Here is a 15,856-nt window from a genome sequence, read left to right on the forward strand (position 1 = left end):
ACCGGATCCCGCATCCCTTCAAGGAGCCCGGTTACAAATGCGCCGCGACGCCGATCGTGTGGCGTAACGGTGCATTTGGAGAATCCAACCGCAGCAGGATTTTATTCGTGAGACGGTGCCCCTGGTCCCTTGTGGCGTGAGCCTTTGGAAGAATGCACCCTACGGATCGGTTTTTCGTTTCCCGCTAAACCGGGTTGTAGGGCGCATTCTCGATATGCCCCGAAATGACCATAAAGCCGGCAAGGTTACACGATCCCGCATACCGTCAAGGAGCCCGATTACAAATGCGCCGCGCCGCCGAACGCGTTGTTCCTCTTATGTCCCCGTGCGCCCCTTGGGTGGTCGTTAAAAGCCGGCCGAAATTTCGAGGGGCGAAGGGGATAGGATGAAGGGAACAGTACACTAGTAGTGTGGGGGAGGTGGCTCGTCTTCGGGGCGTCCGACTGACGATTCCGCCAGTGCGGCCAGGCGGGACTTCAGCGCCTCGATTCGGTTTGCCTGTTGTTCAATTAGGCGGCGCTGTTCGATAACTTCCCGGTTCAGCACTTCCAGGGCGTCTTCCTGGTGGGCGTAGCGGATTTCAAGGTCGGTCAGACGGGATTCCAGGTCCATTCTATTCGGGTCACTCGCGCCAGGGGGCCGAAGCCCAATAGTGGATGAATTCACCCCTTCACGGTGAATAATTCGCGCTAGCTTGCCGCCTTCAGTAAAAACACGCAAGGCCGGAATGGCCGTCTGTTGTCACGTAGAACCCTTGATAAGGGTGGGCTAGGCTCAGGATAGGGAAACGCCCGTTAACCGTAAGACACGGAAAAGTCGAGGAGGGCAACATGGACGTGAAAAAACTGCTATATACCTTTGCCGCGGGGGCACTGTTCGGCTTCGGCGGTAATACTGCGGCACTCGAGGGCTACGTCACCGACAGCTCAGGCGACGCAGCTCGCGACAGTGCGGGAGAGTGTGTGACCACCGAGTTCTGGTCCCCTGATGACGCCATTGCGGAATGCCATCCGCAGTTGGTGCAACGGGACGAGGTGGCGGCTTTCGAAGAGCCGCGTCGAAGGACCGAGATGATCAGCCTGGAGGCGGACACCACTTTCGACTTTGACGAAGCCACTTTGACCGAAGAGGGCAAGGCAGAGCTGGACGAGATTGCCGAGCGGGCACAGGATGCACAGGATCCGCGTATCCGCATCGTCGGCTATACCGACCAGATTGGCCCGGAATCCTACAACCAGGAACTCTCCGAACGTCGCGCCCGTGCCGTTGAGGAGTATCTCGTAGAGCGGGGAGTATCGCCGGAAATGATCCAGACTGCCGCTCGTGGTGAGAGCGACCCGGTGGTCTCCTGCGAAGGTATGCAGGGCGATGCCTTGATAGAGTGCTTGCGTCCCAACCGCCGCTCCGAAGTCGAGTTCTCGGCTTTCGAAGTGGTCGAGGAGGAACCGCAACAGGAGCAGGATCTGCAGCAGGAGCAGGACCTGTAGTTGAAGCATCACTGAAGTCTGGCCCGAAGGGGCACGGGCACGGGGAGCATGGGGGCATAACGGCCCCGTCCCGTGTACCCGTGCCCTGTGGTTTGTCGTTACTGCTCGCCCGGGGGATGCATGCATGCATCAGCGATCCGTCATCCCCGCGCACGCGGGGATCCAGGCCGCTCCCCCTGAGCCTCGCTAAGCCGAGAGGTCATCCCCGCGCAGGCGGGGATCCAGAGCCTATACCGACGCGCTGCAAGCGTGGTTAGAGTCGTCATTCCTGCGCAGGCGGGGATCCAGAGAGCAGCGGCATGGCTCAAAATGGAGCCCCGCCTGCGCGGGGATGACGAACAAGGCAGAACGGATCAATCCCGGTGTTATCTTGGATTCCCGCCTGCGCGGGAATGACGGGGTAGTGAACCGTTACGGTTTATATTTACTTCAAGCGGGCCGTTCGGCGGACTCCATCGCCTCGCCGGCTTTTAGCCAGGCCTCTTCGGCTTCCGCCAGGTCCTGATCGATCTGGCCTTTTTCGCGCAGGATTCTGGTTAAGCGCGCCTTGCCTTCGCTATCCGTATATAGCTCCGGATCGGCAAGCTGCTCCTCAAGGGCGTTCTGTTTCAGGGAGAGTGCCTCGATCCGTTTTTCGGTTTTCTGCATTTCGCGGCGCAAGGGCTGCAGACGAGTTCGTTTTTCCGCTTCGTCGCGTCGGCGCTCCCGACGACCGACAGCGGAGTTGGGGTCCTGACCGGCCTGGTCGCTACCGGCATCGTCCGGTCGGATGCGTTTACGGTCATCCAGCCAACGACGGTAGTCGTCCAGATCCCCATCGAATTCGATCACTTTGCCATCGGCCACCACCAGCAGTTGGTCGGCCGTGGCGCGGAGAAGGTGCCGGTCGTGGGAGACGACCACCATTGCGCCCTCGTAATCCTGGAGCGCGGTGGTCAGGGCGTGTCGCATCTCCAGATCCAGGTGGTTGGTGGGTTCGTCCAGCAGCAGGAGGTTGGGACGCTGATAGACAATGAGGGCCAGGACCAGGCGCGCTTTTTCACCACCGGATAGCGGAGCGACCGGTTCCAGTGCGGCATCGCCCCGAAAACCGAATCCACCGAGGAATTTGCGCAGGTCCGCTTCAGTAGCCTTCGGATCGAGGCGGTTGAGGTGAAGTAGGGGACTGGCGTTGCCGTCGAGCTGCTCGAGCTGGTGCTGTGCGAAATAGCCGATGGCAAGATCGGGTGCTTCGGCGCGTCTTCCGTCGACGACTGGTAGTTGGCCCGCGAGCAGCTTCATTAGTGTGGATTTGCCCGCGCCGTTGGCCCCTAACAGGCCGATGCGGTCACCTGGAAGCAGACTGAGACGGATGCCTGCCACCACGGGCGTTGCACCATAGCCGGCGGAGGTTGCCTCGAGTGTCACCAGGGGCGTCGGCAGCTTTCGAGGTTCGCGGAAGGCAAAGTGGAACGGGGAATCCACGTGCGCCGGGGCAATGCTCTCCATGCGGGCCAGTGCCTTGAGGCGGCTCTGGGCCTGGCGCGCCTTGGTGGCCTTGGCCCTGAAGCGGTCGACGAATCGCCGCATCTCGGCAACCTCGTGCTGCTGCTTTTCGTGCGCTGCCTGTTGGTGGGCCAGGGCTTCGCTACGCTGGGCCTCGAAATCCGAATAATTGCCGGCATAGAGGCGTACGCCGCCATTCTCGATGTGCAGGATCTGGTCCACACATCGATCCAGGAACTCACGATCATGGGAAATCAGCAGCAGTGTGCCGGGATAACTGCGCAGCCAGTTCTCCAGCCAGAACACCGCATCGAGATCCAGGTGGTTGGTGGGTTCGTCCAGCAGCAACAAGTCGGAAGAGCACATCAGGGCCTGGGCCAGGTTCAGGCGCATGCGCCAGCCTCCGGAGAAAGCGTTGACGGGCTGCTCCTCCTGTGCGCTGCTGAAACCGAGTCCGTGCATGAGCCGTCCGGCCCGCGCCCGCGCTTCATAGCCACGGACGGCCTCCAGACGTGCGTGGAGTTCCGCCTGGGCGGTGCCGTCACCCTGCTGTTCCGCTTCGGTCAGCGCCGCCTCGATAGTGCGCAATTCCCTGTCGCCATCGATTACGTACTCGACGGCAGGTCGGTCGGTGGCCGGCGTTTCCTGGGCAACCTCGGCGATCACAGTTCCGGGCGGCAGTTGCACCTCACCGGCATCCGAGGTGAGGTCTCCGCGAATCAGGGCGAACAGGCTGGATTTACCGGTGCCGTTGGCTCCGGTAAGGCCGGCTTTCCATCCCGGATAGAGCGTAAAGGTCGCGTGTTCGAAGAGTGCCCGGGGGCCGCGGCGCAGGGTAACGTTCGTGAAGCTGAGCATGGCGCGGGAGTCTAATGTACTGTTGCGTGTTTGGCGATACTTTCAGAGCCCCCCAAAAACGTCAGGGCCAGGCGTAGCGCGCAGGCAATGGTTATTCCCTTGTCAGGCGCTGCACGAATCGAGTTACATTTTATTCCGCATGGCCCTACTCCAGAAGCCTGTCCGAGAATAGCAACGGGCTCCAAAATGTAGGTTGGTGCTGAGGAACGGAGCCCAACAAAATCAGCGTTGGGTTCGCATAACTCACCCCAACTCACAAAAATACGATGTTCCCGGACAGGTTCCTAGCAGTTGCCCATTATGCCGAACAGGGGAAAACCGGCGCCGGCGGGGTTCTCTGCAGCGGGTTGGCAGCATGTAACCTCTTGTTCTAGAGTTGACGTGTTGTGAACGGCAGGAGCGAGTGATCGGGATTATGAAAGATGAAAAGACCGATTTTCTTGGTATCTCGTCCGGTTCGCGGGATGGGGCTGCGGCATTGCTTCGGCACGGGGAGAGGGACGCCCTTCGCATCGAACGTCGGCTGCTGCAAAGGCTGGCCGGGTCGATGGGTGATCCGCCACTACTGATCCGGCTCTGGGATGGTAGTGAAATCCGATTGGGAGGCCGGGCGCCCGTCGATGTCGGGATCACCATTCGTGATCGCGGTGCCCTGTGGCGGATGCTGCTTCACCCGGAGCTCTATTTTGGTGATGACTACAGTACCGGGCGTATTGAGGTAAACGGCGACCTCGTACAGTTTCTCGAAACGCTGTTTCTTTCCCGACCGCCTCTGGCCAGCGACGGCTTCATGGAACAGCTCCGCAATCGCTTTTCGCGTGCCAGCTGCAATACCATGGCCGGTTCCCGGCAGAACATTCAGCACCATTACGACCTCTCCAATGACTTCTATAGCCTCTGGCTGGATGAGCGCATGCAGTACACCTGCGCCTACTTCGCCACGCCCGAGGCCAGCCTCGCCGAAGCCCAGGTCGCCAAACTGGATCATGTCTGTCGCAAGTTGCGATTGAAACCGGGCGAGACCGTATTCGAGGCCGGTTGCGGCTGGGGCGGTCTGGCGCGCCATATGGCCAGACACTATGACGTCAAGGTTCGTGCCTTCAATATCTCCCGGGAACAGCTTCGCTATGCCCGCGCCCGGGCGCGGGAGGAGGGAGTCGAGGACCGGGTCGAATACGTTGAGGACGACTACCGCAACATCACTGGCACCTGCGATGCCTTCGTTTCCGTGGGTATGCTGGAGCATGTGGGCGTCGAACACTATCGGGAGTTGGGCGAGGTCGTAAACCGTTGTCTGCGTGAAGATGGCCGTGGTCTGATCCATAGCATCGGCAAGAACCGGGCTCGGCCGATGACACCCTGGATCGAGAGGCGCATCTTCCCCGGAGCCTACCCCCCGACACTCGGCCAAATGATGGAGATTTTCGAGCCCCGGGAATTTTCGGTCCTCGATGTCGAAAACCTGCGCCTGCATTATGCGCGGACGCTCGATGGCTGGCTGGAGCGGTTCGAGGCCAGGCAGGACGAAATCGAGCGCATGTTCGACCGCAGTTTCGTTCGCGCCTGGCGGTTCTATCTCGCTTCCTCCCTGGCCAGCTTCAGCACCGGTTCGCTACAGCTCTTTCAGGTGCTCTTTACGCGGCCCCGCAACAATGCGATTCCGTGGACCCGCGCTCATCTGTACCGGGAAGGGATTTGAGTATGGAGTCCCCGGACGTGCTGATTCTGGGAGGTGGTCCGGCCGGCTCCAGCTGCGCGGCTCAGCTGCGTGCCGCCGGATTCGACGTGGCGGTGATGGACAGGCAGCGCTTCCCTCGTGACAAGGTCTGCGCCGGCTGGGTCACCCCGGCCGTACTCGATGAACTGGGGATCGATGCCGACGAATATCGCCGTGGCGGCCGTACCATGGAGCCTATCCACGGTTTTTATACCGGGAGCATCGACGGCCCCGGCGTGGTCAATGATTACGGCGAGACCGTCAGTTACGGAATCCGCCGCTGCGAATTCGATCACTATCTTCTGGAGAGTTCCGGCGCGCGCCGGATCGAAGGAGAGCCGCTACGAACCCTGGAGCGCATCGGCGACCGCTGGGTGGTCAATGATCGCATTAGCACGCCGCTGGTAATCGGGGCGGGAGGCCATTTCTGTCCGGTGGCCCGCCACCTGGGCGCCAAAGTGGGCAACGTCCGGGGTGCGGTAGCCGCCCAGGAGGTCGAGTTCGAGTTGACGGTGTCCCAACGGGATGCCGCTGCCGTGGAGCCCGGCATCCCGGAGCTCTACTTCTGCCGGGATTTGAAGGGCTACGGATGGGCCATGATCAAGGGCGGTGTGCTCAATGTCGGTCTCGGAAGAGATGATCGGCACCGGCTCTCGGAACACCTCGACCACTTTGTCGCTTTCCTGAAACGACGGGGCCGGATTCCGCCGGATATCCCCGAACGGTTCCATGGCCACGCCTATCTGCTCTACGGCAAGCACCAGCCCCGGAGTGTAGTCGCCGATGGTGCCCTGCTGGTCGGGGATGCCGCCGGCCTTGCTTATCCCCGGAGCGGGGAAGGTATTCGGCCGGCCGTGGAGTCGGCACTGCTGGCCACAGAGACCGTTGTCGCTGCGGGGGGACATTACGACTATGCTGATCTGGTGAGCTATGAGTATGCTCTGGAGGAGCGTTTCGGCCGTCGTTCCGGGGCCGAAGGTTTTCAGTGGCTCCCGGCTCCACTGCAGGCATTCCTTGCCGAACGGTTGTTGGCGAGCCGCTGGTTCAGTCGACATCTGGTACTGGACCGCTGGTTCCTGCATCGGCATCAGCCGGCGCTGGCCAGTTGTCGGACTTGAGGGCATTTCCATTACTCCAAAACGGTCCCGACCCCGAAGGGTTGGGCCCAACAGAATCCGCATTGGATTAGTAGAAGTGCCCTACTTACTCCGAACTCAAGGGCACTTCCATAAATTCGTCATTCCCGCGAAAGCGGGAATCCAGCCGTTTGATTTTACTGGGCTCCCGCTTTCGCGGGAGTGACGAAAAATGAATTTTCAGAGGTTCCCTAAACTCACCGTCAAACAACTACTATCCCGACTATCCACTACCCCCACTCTCCACTCGCCACTAGCCACTAGCCACTAGTCATTAGTCACTAACCACCCGCACGGCGAAGGCCTTGAGATACTCCGTCTCGGGGATGGCGGGATGGATGGGGTGATCCGCCCCCTGATGGCCCTGATGGATTATCTGGGCTCGCCGGTCGAGGTGGCGGGCGCTGCGCTGGAAGATGTCCACCAGCTGTTCGCGGCGGAGGTGGTGGGAGCAGCTGGCGCTGACCAGGATTCCGTCCTTGCCGAGCAGTTGCATTGCGGCCTGGTTGATACGGCGATAGGCCTCGAGACCGCTCTTGACGTCCTTGCGCCGCTTGATGAAGGCGGGCGGGTCGACCACCACCACGTCGAAGCGCTCGGCGTCGGCGCGCAGGCCCTTGAGGGCCTGGAAGGCGTCTCCTTCCAGGAATTTCATCCGCTCCTCCATGCCGTTGAGGGCGGCACTGCGCTCGGCATAGTCCAGTGCCGCTGCCGAGGCTTCGACGCACCAGACCTCGCCGGCACCGGCAACAGCGGCCTGAAGGCCCCAGCCGCCGATGTAACTGAAGACGTCCAGTATCCGCGGCGGCTCCGAGCGGGCCAGCCCCCGGACCAGCCCCTGCACCCAGGCGCGGTTATCCCGGTGGTCGAAAAACCAGCCCGTCTTCTGGCCACCCGCCAGCGGCGCCTCGAACGTGACGCCATTCTCCTCCAGACGCACACTCTCCGGGACCTCTCCGATCGCCTCTACATAAGACTCCAGCTGTTCCAGCTTTCGCATGCCGCTGTCGTTTCGCAGCAGAATGCCCGATGGGCGCAACACTTTCCGAAGCGCTTCAATGATGGCCTCCCGCGCCGCTTCCATGCCGGCGGTATTCATCTGCACCACGACCACGTTGTCGAAGCGATCGATGATCAGTCCCGGCAGTCCGTCGGCCTCGCCGTGAACCAGCCGGTAGAAAGGCCGCTCATAGAGCCGCTCGCGCAGCCCCAGCGCCACCTTGAGACGGTGCACCACCAGGGAGCGATCCAGCCCATGGGCCGGATTGCGGCTCACCAGCCGGGCGCAGATCAGCGAAGCCGGATTCACATAGCCAATCCCCAGGGACTTGCCGTTGGAGGCCTGGACCTCCACCACCTGGCCCGGCTCGAACCCGGTCAAGGGCGTGCGCTGCACATCCACTTCATTGCTGAATACCCAAAGGTGTCCGGCGCGCAACCGCCGGTCTTCATTCTTTTTCAGCGTCAGGACGGCCGGTTCCATGGAGTCTTCCCTCGAAAGGTAAAAGGCGGCAATTATGCGGCAGGATACGCCACAGGCAAAGAAAACGTCACGGTTGAAAAGTCACCGCAGAGACCCAGAGGGCGCAGAGGCTCTCACCACGTTAAAGCCACTCGCCTGTCCCGCATGATTCAAACCCGCACGAACTCAGCGCTGCGCCTCTGCGGTGAACGCCCTTTTACGCTTTTGCGGTGAATCTGTCAGCCGCTGTTTTTCCGGATAGGAACGAGCGCGGAAAGCGGCTATATTGTTGACCGAACTTGTCGGAAATCAGGAGTCCCGCATGGCGCACCGCAACCGTCTCGCCAATGAAACCAGTCCCTACCTGCTCCAGCACGCTGACAACCCGGTGGATTGGTATCCGTGGGGGGAGGAGGCGTTGGGCCGGGCACATCGGGAGAACCGCCCGATTCTGCTCTCGATCGGCTACTCGGCCTGTCACTGGTGCCATGTCATGGCCCATGAATCGTTCGAGAATCCGGAAACCGCCCGCCTGATGAACGAGCATTTCGTGAACATCAAAGTGGACCGGGAGGAGCGTCCCGACCTCGACCGCATCTACCAGACCGCCCATCAGTATCTCACCCGGCGCCCCGGCGGATGGCCGCTGACGCTTTTCCTGACCCCGGACCAGATACCCTTCGCCGCCGGTACCTATTTCCCGCCCGACCCACGACACGGCCTGCCTGCCTTTCCCGACATATTGCAGCGGGTGGCCGACTTCTTCCATGAACGGCGCGACGCCATCGAAGAGCAGAACGAATCCCTGCAAGAGGCGCTGCAGGGGCAAGTCGAATCCCGGGTGGCAGGGCTGCCCGACGACGGGCCGTTGCGCCGGGCGCGCCACGAACTGGAGGCGAATTTTGATCACGAGCATGGCGGACTCGGGACGGCACCGAAATTTCCGCACGCCCCTTCCCACGCTTTTCTGCTGCGCGAGGCTGCCCGGAATAACGCCCGGAACAGTGATAGTGAAGCGCGCGACATCGCCCTGAATTCACTCGCCGCGATGGTGAGCGGCGGACTCTTCGACCAAATCGGCGGCGGTTTCTTCCGCTATGCAGTGGACGCACGCTGGGAGATCCCGCACTTCGAGAAGATGCTTTACGACAACGGGCCCCTGCTGAGTCTCTGTATCGATGCCTGGCAAGTGAGCGGCGAGGAGCGATTCCGCCGGGCCGCCGTTCTGACTGCGGAGTGGGTTCTCCGTGAAATGCAGTCGCCCGAAGGGGGCTACTACGCCACGCTGGATGCCGACAGCGGTGGGCAGGAGGGCGGATTCTACCTGTGGACCCCGGAGGCGGCCGGGGAAGCACTGGAGCCGGACGACTTTCGGCTGGCCGCAGCAGCCTACGGACTCGATCAGTCAGCGAACTTCGAAGGTCAGTGGCACCTGACCCGTCGCCCTTCCATCGAAGCACTGGCGGAGAGCTTCGATATGGCCCCGTCACAACTGGAGCGGCGCCTTGAGGCGATACGCCGGCAGCTGTTCGCCGCGCGAGAGCAGCGAGTGCGGCCGGATCGGGATGAAAAGGTGCTCACCAGCTGGAACGGGCTGATGATCCGCGCCATGGCCGATGCCGGCCGGCGCCTGAACGAACCGCGCTTCACCGCATCGGCCGAGCGGGCCCTCGATTTCATCCGGACCCGGTTGGCCGACAACGGCAGACTGATGGCGGTCTACAAAGATGGCCAGGCGCGGCTATCGGGCTATCTCGACGACTACGCATTTCTGGCCGACGGTGTGGTATCTCTGCTCGAAGCGCGCTGGCGCGATGGTGATCTCAGCTTTGCACTCGACCTCGCTGAAACCCTTCAGGAGCATTTTCAGGACCACGAGGGCGGCGGTTTCTTTTTTACGGCCGATGATCATGAATCCCTGATCCTGCGCCCCAAGCCCTTCATGGATGAGTCGACGCCCTCCGGAAACGGCATCGCGGCACGGGTGCTGCTGACACTTGGGCACCTGACCGGGCGCACCGATTTACTGGATGCGGCGGAAGAGACGCTACAGGCCGGCTGGAACAGTTTAAGCGAGGTGCCCTCCATCCATGGTGCACTGCTGCATGCCCTCGAGGATTACCTGGTGCCGCCACAACAGGTGATCCTGCGAGGTGAGGATCGAGGCCTGCAGGAGTGGCAGGGCCGGCTGGCCGGGCATTTCGCTCCCCACCGCCTGGTGTTTTCCATCCCTGCCGGGGCCCGTGATCTTCCGGGCCTGCTCGCGGAACGTCCTGCGGACGGCGGGCAGCTTGCCTACGTCTGCGGTGCCCATCGCTGCGCACCGCCGGTACGCGATTTCGAGGCCCTGGAGCGCACTCTCGAGCGCACCGGGACCTGAGAATCATTCATGGCTCCTACAGGTGGTAGCCGAACGCCTCGTGGAAACGGGCCTTGAATTCGTCCTGGCTGAAGCGATGATTCTGGGTGCCGTGCTGTTCGACCTTGATTGCCCCCATCAGTGAGGCGACACGTCCGGTGGTCTCCCAATCCATGTCATTGGCGAGGCCGTGGAGCAGGCCCGCTCGATAGGCATCTCCACAACCGGTGGGATCATTGATACCGCGCACCGGCGCCACGGGGATCTCATAGCGGTGCGTCGGGGTATAGATATAGGAGCCCTTGCCACCGCGGGTGACAATGAAGGCCTCGACCTGTTCAGCGATCTCGTGAGGGCTCTTGCCGGTGCGCTCTTCAATCACTTGCGCCTCGTAGTCATTGGCCGCCAGCCAGGTGGCCTGTTCGACGAAACGCATCAAGTCGTCGCCATTGAACATCGGCAGGCCCTGACCCGGATCGAAGATGAAGGGGATGCCTGCCTCGGCGAACTGTTCAGCGTGTTCGACCATGCCGTCGCGGCCGTCGGGCGCGACGATGCCGATTTGAACATCCTCCGCCTCGCTGACACTCTTTTCATGGGCGAAACTCATGGCGCCCGGATGGAAGGCCGTGATCTGGTTGTCATCCTGATCCGTCGTAATGAAGGCCTGGGCGGTATAGGTATTGTCCAGCATCTTGATGTGACGGGTGTCGATGCCCTGTTGCTGCATCCAGTCGCCGTAGGAGTCGAAGTCGCGACCGACCGTGGCCATGGGCAGCGGTGCGCCGCCGAGGAGCTTGAGGTTGTAGGCGATGTTGCCGGCGCAGCCACCAAACTCCTTGCGCATGTCCGGCACCAGGAACGAGACGTTCAGCAGGTGAACCTTGTCCGGCAAGATGTGATTCTTGAAGCGGTCGTGAAAGACCATAATGGTGTCATACGCGATGGAGCCGCAGATCAATGCCGACATGGGTAATCCTTTTCTGAGGGTTCGAAAGCAGGAACAACGTAGCGGGAGCCCGCCCACAAGGCAAGCGCCGGCGCCAGAATCCGAAGACGTTGTAGGTCGGCCTTCAGGCCGTCATAAGCGCCATCTGAGACGCCAAACCTCCAGAGCTTTGACAGGCTGCCCGACCTACAGGGCTAGCGGTCGAATCACCACCAGCGGTCGGCAATGAGCAGTGCCCAAATCACACCGGCGTTGACCAGTGCCATGAAGACCGCAGCGGAACCGATATCCTTGGCCCGGCCGGAGAGGGCGTGATGCTCCACCCCCACCCGATCAACCACGACCTCGATGGCGGAGTTGAGCAACTCCACCACCAGGACCAGCAGGAGGCTGCCGATGAGCAGGGCCCGCTCGACCGCGGTCTGCCCCAGCAGCACGGCGGCCGGGAGCATCACGATGAGCGCCAGCAGCTCGAGACGAAACGCTTCCTCGTAGGTCACGGCCGCCTTGAGGCCCTTCATGGAGTAGCCGAAGGCCTGAAAGATATGGGCCAGACCCCGACAGTCCGGCTTGTTGATTTCCTCGGGCTTCACGCCGCCGGCTCCGGTTTCCAGGACAGGTTCAGTTCGCGCGCCGCCTTCACATCGTCCAGACGTTTTACCGGTAGCGTGTGGGGTGCGGAGGTGACGATTTCCGGATTATCCCGTGCCTCGTCACGGATGGCCGCCATCGCCGCAACAAAGGCATCCAGGGTTTCGCGGCTTTCCGTCTCGGTGGGTTCGATGAGGAAGCACTCGGGCACCAGCAGCGGAAAATAGGCGGTCGGGGCGTGCTGCCCGTAGTCCAGCAGTCGCTTGGCAAAGTCCATGGCCGAGACGCCGTACGTCTTTGCCTCCTGCTTCAGCGTAAGGACGAATTCGTGGGTGGCGCGCCGATCCGGAAAGGGCATTTCGAAGCCCTCCGCCTGGAGACGGGCCATCAGGTAATTGGCATTGAGCGTGGCGAAGCCGGCCACCCGTTCCATGCCCTCGCGACCCAGCATGCGCGCATAGACATAGGCGCGCAGCAGCACACCGATATTGCCCATGAAGGCCGACAGCCGGCCGATGCTCTGAGGCCGTTCGGATTCGGTGACCCAGCGGTATTCGCGGCCATCGTGATCCACCATCGGCACCGGAAGAAACGGCTCCAGCCGTTCGCTGACCACTACCGGGCCGGCACCGGGCCCGCCGCCGCCGTGGGGGGTCGAGAAGGTCTTGTGGACATTCAGATGCACCACGTCGAAACCCATGTCGCCGGGCTTCACCTTGCCGAGAATGGCGTTGAGGTTGGCACCATCGTAATAGAGCAGGCCTCCGGCCTCATGAACGATTTTGGCAATCTCCAGGATACGCCGGTCGAAAACCCCCAGGGTGGAGGGATTGGTGAGCATGATGCCGGCAGTCTGCGGTCCGACCACCTCCCGCAGGGCCTCCACATCCACATCGCCACTCACGTCGGTGGGGATCTCGCGCACCTTGTAGCCACACATGACGGCGGTGGCCGGATTGGTGCCATGGGCGGCATCGGGGACCAGGATTTCACTGCGGGCCTCATCGCCGCGGGCGTCGTGCCAGGCGCGAATCATCGCCACCCCGGCAAACTCGCCCTGAGCGCCCGCCATCGGGGTCAGCGAGCAGGCAGCCATACCGGTGACCTGCTTCAGCATCTCCTGCAGTTCGAACAGGCAGGCCATTACTCCCTGCCCGTGACTGGAGGCCGGGGCGTGGGGGTGGCGCCCGAGGAAGCCGGGCAGCATTGCCTGGGCATTGGCCCCGCGCGGGTTGTATTTCATGGTGCAGGAGCCCAGCGGATAGAACTGCGTATCGATGGAGAAATTCTTCTGCGAAAGCCGCGTATAGTGGCGCACCGCCTGCAACTCCGAGACCTCCGGCAGGGTCGGGCGCTTCTTGCGCCGCAGGTGTGCAGGGATGTCGTCCGCCGGCGGTACCTCCGCCGGTGCCTGGGCGCGGTTAAAACGGCCCGATTGGGACTGTTCGAATATCAGCATGTTATCTCGATGTCAGTAGCTAGTTGCTAGTTGCTAGTTGCGAGGGGGCGGACGTAGGGGGTGTTCCTAGCCACTAGCCACTCGCCACTAGTTACTTAAATCGTGCCCTCGGGGGGACGCAGTTTGGTGCAGGCGGGCCCGCGGTTGCGATCCAGGATGCGCTCCAGATGACGGCCGTACTCTTCGATATCCGCTTCGCCGTGTTTCTCGGTGGCGCACACCAGGATGCAGTTTTCCAGTTCGGGGTAATCCTCCGCCAGCGGATAACCGGCCAGGACATCCTGGGCGCCGAGGGCGCGAATCACGGTATCCACCGGCACCGGCAGACGCAGCACGGCTTCATGGAACACCGGCCCCTCGAATACGCGCTGCACCCCTTCGACCTGCGTCAGGCGCTCCACCAGTGCACCGGTATTGGCATGACAGGCGCCCGCCACCCGTTCCAGCCCCTGGGGACCGAGCAGGGCCATGTGAATGGTGGCAGCGGCAGCCAGCAGTCCCTGGTTGGTGCAGATGTTGGAGGTCGCCTTGGAGCGGCGGATGTGCTGCTCACGGGCCTGCAGCGTCAGGGTGAAACCGGGGCGACCCTCGCTGTCCAGCGTCTTGCCGACCACCCGTCCGGGCATCTGCCGTACGTAGGCCTGCTTGCAGGCCATGAAGCCGAAGTAGGGACCACCCGAGGCGAGCGGCGCACCCAGCGGCTGACCCTCGCCGCAGGCGATATCGGCGCCCTTGTCGCCCCATTCGCCCGGCGGCTTGAGCAGCGCCAGGGCGACGGGGTTGACCACCGCGATGGCAAGGGCGCCATGGGCATGCGCCCAGTCCGTAAGCGCATCCACCTCTTCCAGTCGCCCGAAGAAGTTGGGCTGCGGGATCACCAGGGCCGCGAAAGTGTCCCTCTCGTGCCGGCGCAGCGCCTCGACGAGGGTCGAGCCACTGCCCGTACAGTAAGGAACCTCGACCAGTTCGATGCCCTGGTTTCGCACGAGGGTATGGACGGTCTGGCGATAGGCCGGGTGCACGGTGGCGGGCATCAAAATCCGCCGCGACTTGTCCTTGCGATTGGCCCGCACCGCCATCAAGACCGCTTCGGCGAGTGCCGACGCGCCGTCATAGAGCGATGCGTTGGAGACATCGAGACCATTGAGGCTGGCGATCATGGTCTGGTACTCATAGACCAGCTGCAGGGTGCCCTGGCTGGCCTCCGCCTGATAGGGCGTATAGGCGGAATAGAACTCACCGCGGGTAACGATCTCCCAGACGGCCGCGGGAACGTGATGGTCGTAGGCGCCGGCGCCAATAAAGCAGGCAGGCAGCCCATCCTCGGCGGCGCGCTCCTGCATCAGCCGCCCGATCTCCATCTCGTTCAGGCCGGCCGAGAGCTCATTCAGACCGTCGCTGCGCAGTTCCGCCGGGATCTCGTCAAAAAGGGCCTCGACCGTGTCGACGCCGACCGTCTCCAGCATGGCCTTCACATCGGCTTCGGTATGGGGGATAAACGGCATGTCAGTGCTCTTCTATCATCCCGTTATAGGCATCCGCATCGAGCAGACCGGAGAGATCCCCCGATGGACGCATGCGGAACAGCCAGCCCTCGCCGTACGGGTCCTGGTTCACCCGCTCGGGTGCATCCTCGAGTTGCTCATTGACCGCCGTAATCTCGCCATCGACCGGCGCGTAGATATCCGATGCGGCCTTTACCGACTCCACCACTGCACAATCGTCGCTGGCGCCCACACTGCTGCCCACTTCAGGCAACTCGACGAACACCATGTCGCCCAGCAGCTCCTGGGCATGATCAGTGATGCCCACGGTTATGGTGCCATCCGCTTCGCTGCGGACCCATTCATGGGACTTGGTGTACTTCAGTTCGGTAGGCACATTGCTCATCGTTATTCTCCCTGCCGGTTCAGTTCGGTTACGGACGGCGAACCGGACACGACCCAGCGTGCCACCGTTCGCCAAAAGCTTCAATTCAAGAGATTTCTAACCGCAAAGGCGCAAGGTACACAAAGAAAAAACACCAATCACCTGTGGGGATCATACCTCCACACTTGGTGGGAGCGACATCTTGCACGAATATTTCAGCCGGCGGCCCCTCCGTCGAGCCTGTACATTGGGAGCCGTACCCCCAGCTGCGCTGGCCCAAATCAAAGACGAACATTTTAGCCGTCATTGTGAACCGCCCCCGCCGCTGCATGGCCCCGAACCAGTGACGAACGCCCCCCTTGTCATAGCGAGGAGCCTCAGCGACGAAGCTATCTCGAAGTGCCAAGTACCAGATTGCCGCGTCGCCTAGGCTCCTCCTGATGAACTTGCCCTCGCTGTCATTACGAGGAGCCTAAGCGACGAA

At 62.1% G+C, this 15,856-nt stretch carries 12 protein-coding genes; 4 read left to right on the top strand and 8 right to left on the bottom strand.

Annotated elements, in window-relative coordinates; all coding sequences use genetic code 11:
• Nucleotides 1-402 precede the first annotated feature (402 nt).
• Nucleotides 403-612, bottom strand: coding sequence for a SlyX family protein (locus tag Q7L05_RS08445; protein WP_303904786.1), 210 nt, complete (start codon nucleotides 610-612; stop codon nucleotides 403-405).
• Between the two features lie 218 nt (nucleotides 613-830).
• On the opposite strand from Q7L05_RS08445, the gene Q7L05_RS08450 reads away from it, so the two are divergent.
• Nucleotides 831-1,487 carry an OmpA family protein gene (locus Q7L05_RS08450; protein ID WP_303904788.1) on the top strand — a complete coding sequence of 219 codons (657 nt, stop codon included), beginning with the start codon at nucleotides 831-833 and terminating at the stop codon, nucleotides 1,485-1,487.
• 429 nt (nucleotides 1,488-1,916) lie between these two features.
• Here the strand turns inward: Q7L05_RS08450 and Q7L05_RS08455 are convergent, their stop codons facing one another.
• Entirely contained in the window at nucleotides 1,917-3,830 is a 1,914-nt protein-coding gene (locus Q7L05_RS08455; RefSeq protein ID WP_303904790.1) for an ATP-binding cassette domain-containing protein, read from the bottom strand.
• Nucleotides 3,831-4,245: 415 nt separating this feature from the next.
• On the opposite strand from Q7L05_RS08455, the gene Q7L05_RS08460 reads away from it, so the two are divergent.
• Both Q7L05_RS08460 and Q7L05_RS08465 read left to right on the top strand, forming a co-directional pair.
• A complete protein-coding gene (locus tag Q7L05_RS08460) occupies nucleotides 4,246-5,529 on the top strand; it encodes an SAM-dependent methyltransferase (RefSeq protein ID WP_303904792.1) in 1,284 nt (427 codons plus the stop codon).
• A 2-nt stretch (nucleotides 5,530-5,531) separates the two neighbouring features.
• Nucleotides 5,532-6,665, top strand: a complete 1,134-nt coding sequence (locus Q7L05_RS08465) for an NAD(P)/FAD-dependent oxidoreductase (protein ID WP_303904795.1) — start codon at nucleotides 5,532-5,534, stop codon at nucleotides 6,663-6,665.
• 292 nt (nucleotides 6,666-6,957) lie between these two features.
• On the opposite strand, the gene Q7L05_RS08470 is transcribed toward Q7L05_RS08465, so the two are convergent.
• Nucleotides 6,958-8,166 carry a class I SAM-dependent rRNA methyltransferase gene (locus Q7L05_RS08470; protein WP_303904798.1) on the bottom strand — a complete coding sequence of 403 codons (1,209 nt, stop codon included), beginning with the start codon at nucleotides 8,164-8,166 and terminating at the stop codon, nucleotides 6,958-6,960.
• Between the two features lie 301 nt (nucleotides 8,167-8,467).
• Between Q7L05_RS08470 and Q7L05_RS08475 the strand changes: the two genes are divergently transcribed.
• Nucleotides 8,468-10,525, top strand: a complete 2,058-nt coding sequence (locus Q7L05_RS08475; protein ID WP_303904800.1) for a thioredoxin domain-containing protein — start codon at nucleotides 8,468-8,470, stop codon at nucleotides 10,523-10,525.
• A gap of 16 nt (nucleotides 10,526-10,541) precedes the next feature.
• On the opposite strand, the gene Q7L05_RS08480 is transcribed toward Q7L05_RS08475, so the two are convergent.
• From Q7L05_RS08480 to gcvH, 5 genes are all read right to left on the bottom strand, one after another.
• The gene (locus Q7L05_RS08480; RefSeq protein ID WP_303904803.1) at nucleotides 10,542-11,474 is read right to left on the bottom strand and encodes a carbohydrate kinase family protein; all 933 of its coding nucleotides are present in this window, start codon (nucleotides 11,472-11,474) and stop codon (nucleotides 10,542-10,544) included.
• A 185-nt stretch (nucleotides 11,475-11,659) separates the two neighbouring features.
• Complete coding sequence (locus Q7L05_RS08485) at nucleotides 11,660-11,974, bottom strand: diacylglycerol kinase (protein ID WP_303904815.1); 315 nt, start codon at nucleotides 11,972-11,974, stop codon at nucleotides 11,660-11,662.
• 68 nt (nucleotides 11,975-12,042) lie between these two features.
• The gene (gcvPB, locus tag Q7L05_RS08490) at nucleotides 12,043-13,503 is read right to left on the bottom strand and encodes an aminomethyl-transferring glycine dehydrogenase subunit GcvPB (protein ID WP_303904806.1); all 1,461 of its coding nucleotides are present in this window, start codon (nucleotides 13,501-13,503) and stop codon (nucleotides 12,043-12,045) included.
• A 95-nt stretch (nucleotides 13,504-13,598) separates the two neighbouring features.
• The gene (gcvPA, locus tag Q7L05_RS08495) at nucleotides 13,599-15,008 is read right to left on the bottom strand and encodes an aminomethyl-transferring glycine dehydrogenase subunit GcvPA (RefSeq protein WP_303904809.1); all 1,410 of its coding nucleotides are present in this window, start codon (nucleotides 15,006-15,008) and stop codon (nucleotides 13,599-13,601) included.
• A 1-nt stretch (nucleotide 15,009) separates the two neighbouring features.
• Nucleotides 15,010-15,393, bottom strand: coding sequence for a glycine cleavage system protein GcvH (gcvH, locus tag Q7L05_RS08500; RefSeq protein WP_303904812.1), 384 nt, complete (start codon nucleotides 15,391-15,393; stop codon nucleotides 15,010-15,012).
• Nucleotides 15,394-15,856: the final 463 nt, after the last annotated feature.

The organism is Thiohalomonas denitrificans (assembly GCF_016841685.1).
GTDB lineage: Bacteria > Pseudomonadota > Gammaproteobacteria > Thiohalomonadales > Thiohalomonadaceae > Thiohalomonas > Thiohalomonas denitrificans_A.

What these genes read in the sequence shown, in the direction of transcription:
- Q7L05_RS08445 (WP_303904786.1), bottom strand. Translation starts at nt 612, where the DNA reads ATGGACCTGGAATCCCGTCTGACCGACCTTGAAATCCGCTACGCCCAC.
- Q7L05_RS08450 (WP_303904788.1), top strand. Translation starts at nt 831, where the DNA reads ATGGACGTGAAAAAACTGCTATATACCTTTGCCGCGGGGGCACTGTTC.
- Q7L05_RS08455 (WP_303904790.1), bottom strand. Translation starts at nt 3,830, where the DNA reads ATGCTCAGCTTCACGAACGTTACCCTGCGCCGCGGCCCCCGGGCACTC.
- Q7L05_RS08460 (WP_303904792.1), top strand. Translation starts at nt 4,246, where the DNA reads ATGAAAGATGAAAAGACCGATTTTCTTGGTATCTCGTCCGGTTCGCGG.
- Q7L05_RS08465 (WP_303904795.1), top strand. Translation starts at nt 5,532, where the DNA reads ATGGAGTCCCCGGACGTGCTGATTCTGGGAGGTGGTCCGGCCGGCTCC.
- Q7L05_RS08470 (WP_303904798.1), bottom strand. Translation starts at nt 8,166, where the DNA reads ATGGAACCGGCCGTCCTGACGCTGAAAAAGAATGAAGACCGGCGGTTG.
- Q7L05_RS08475 (WP_303904800.1), top strand. Translation starts at nt 8,468, where the DNA reads ATGGCGCACCGCAACCGTCTCGCCAATGAAACCAGTCCCTACCTGCTC.
- Q7L05_RS08480 (WP_303904803.1), bottom strand. Translation starts at nt 11,474, where the DNA reads ATGTCGGCATTGATCTGCGGCTCCATCGCGTATGACACCATTATGGTC.
- Q7L05_RS08485 (WP_303904815.1), bottom strand. Translation starts at nt 11,974, where the DNA reads ATGAAGGGCCTCAAGGCGGCCGTGACCTACGAGGAAGCGTTTCGTCTC.
- gcvPB (WP_303904806.1), bottom strand. Translation starts at nt 13,503, where the DNA reads ATGCTGATATTCGAACAGTCCCAATCGGGCCGTTTTAACCGCGCCCAG.
- gcvPA (WP_303904809.1), bottom strand. Translation starts at nt 15,008, where the DNA reads ATGCCGTTTATCCCCCATACCGAAGCCGATGTGAAGGCCATGCTGGAG.
- gcvH (WP_303904812.1), bottom strand. Translation starts at nt 15,393, where the DNA reads ATGAGCAATGTGCCTACCGAACTGAAGTACACCAAGTCCCATGAATGG.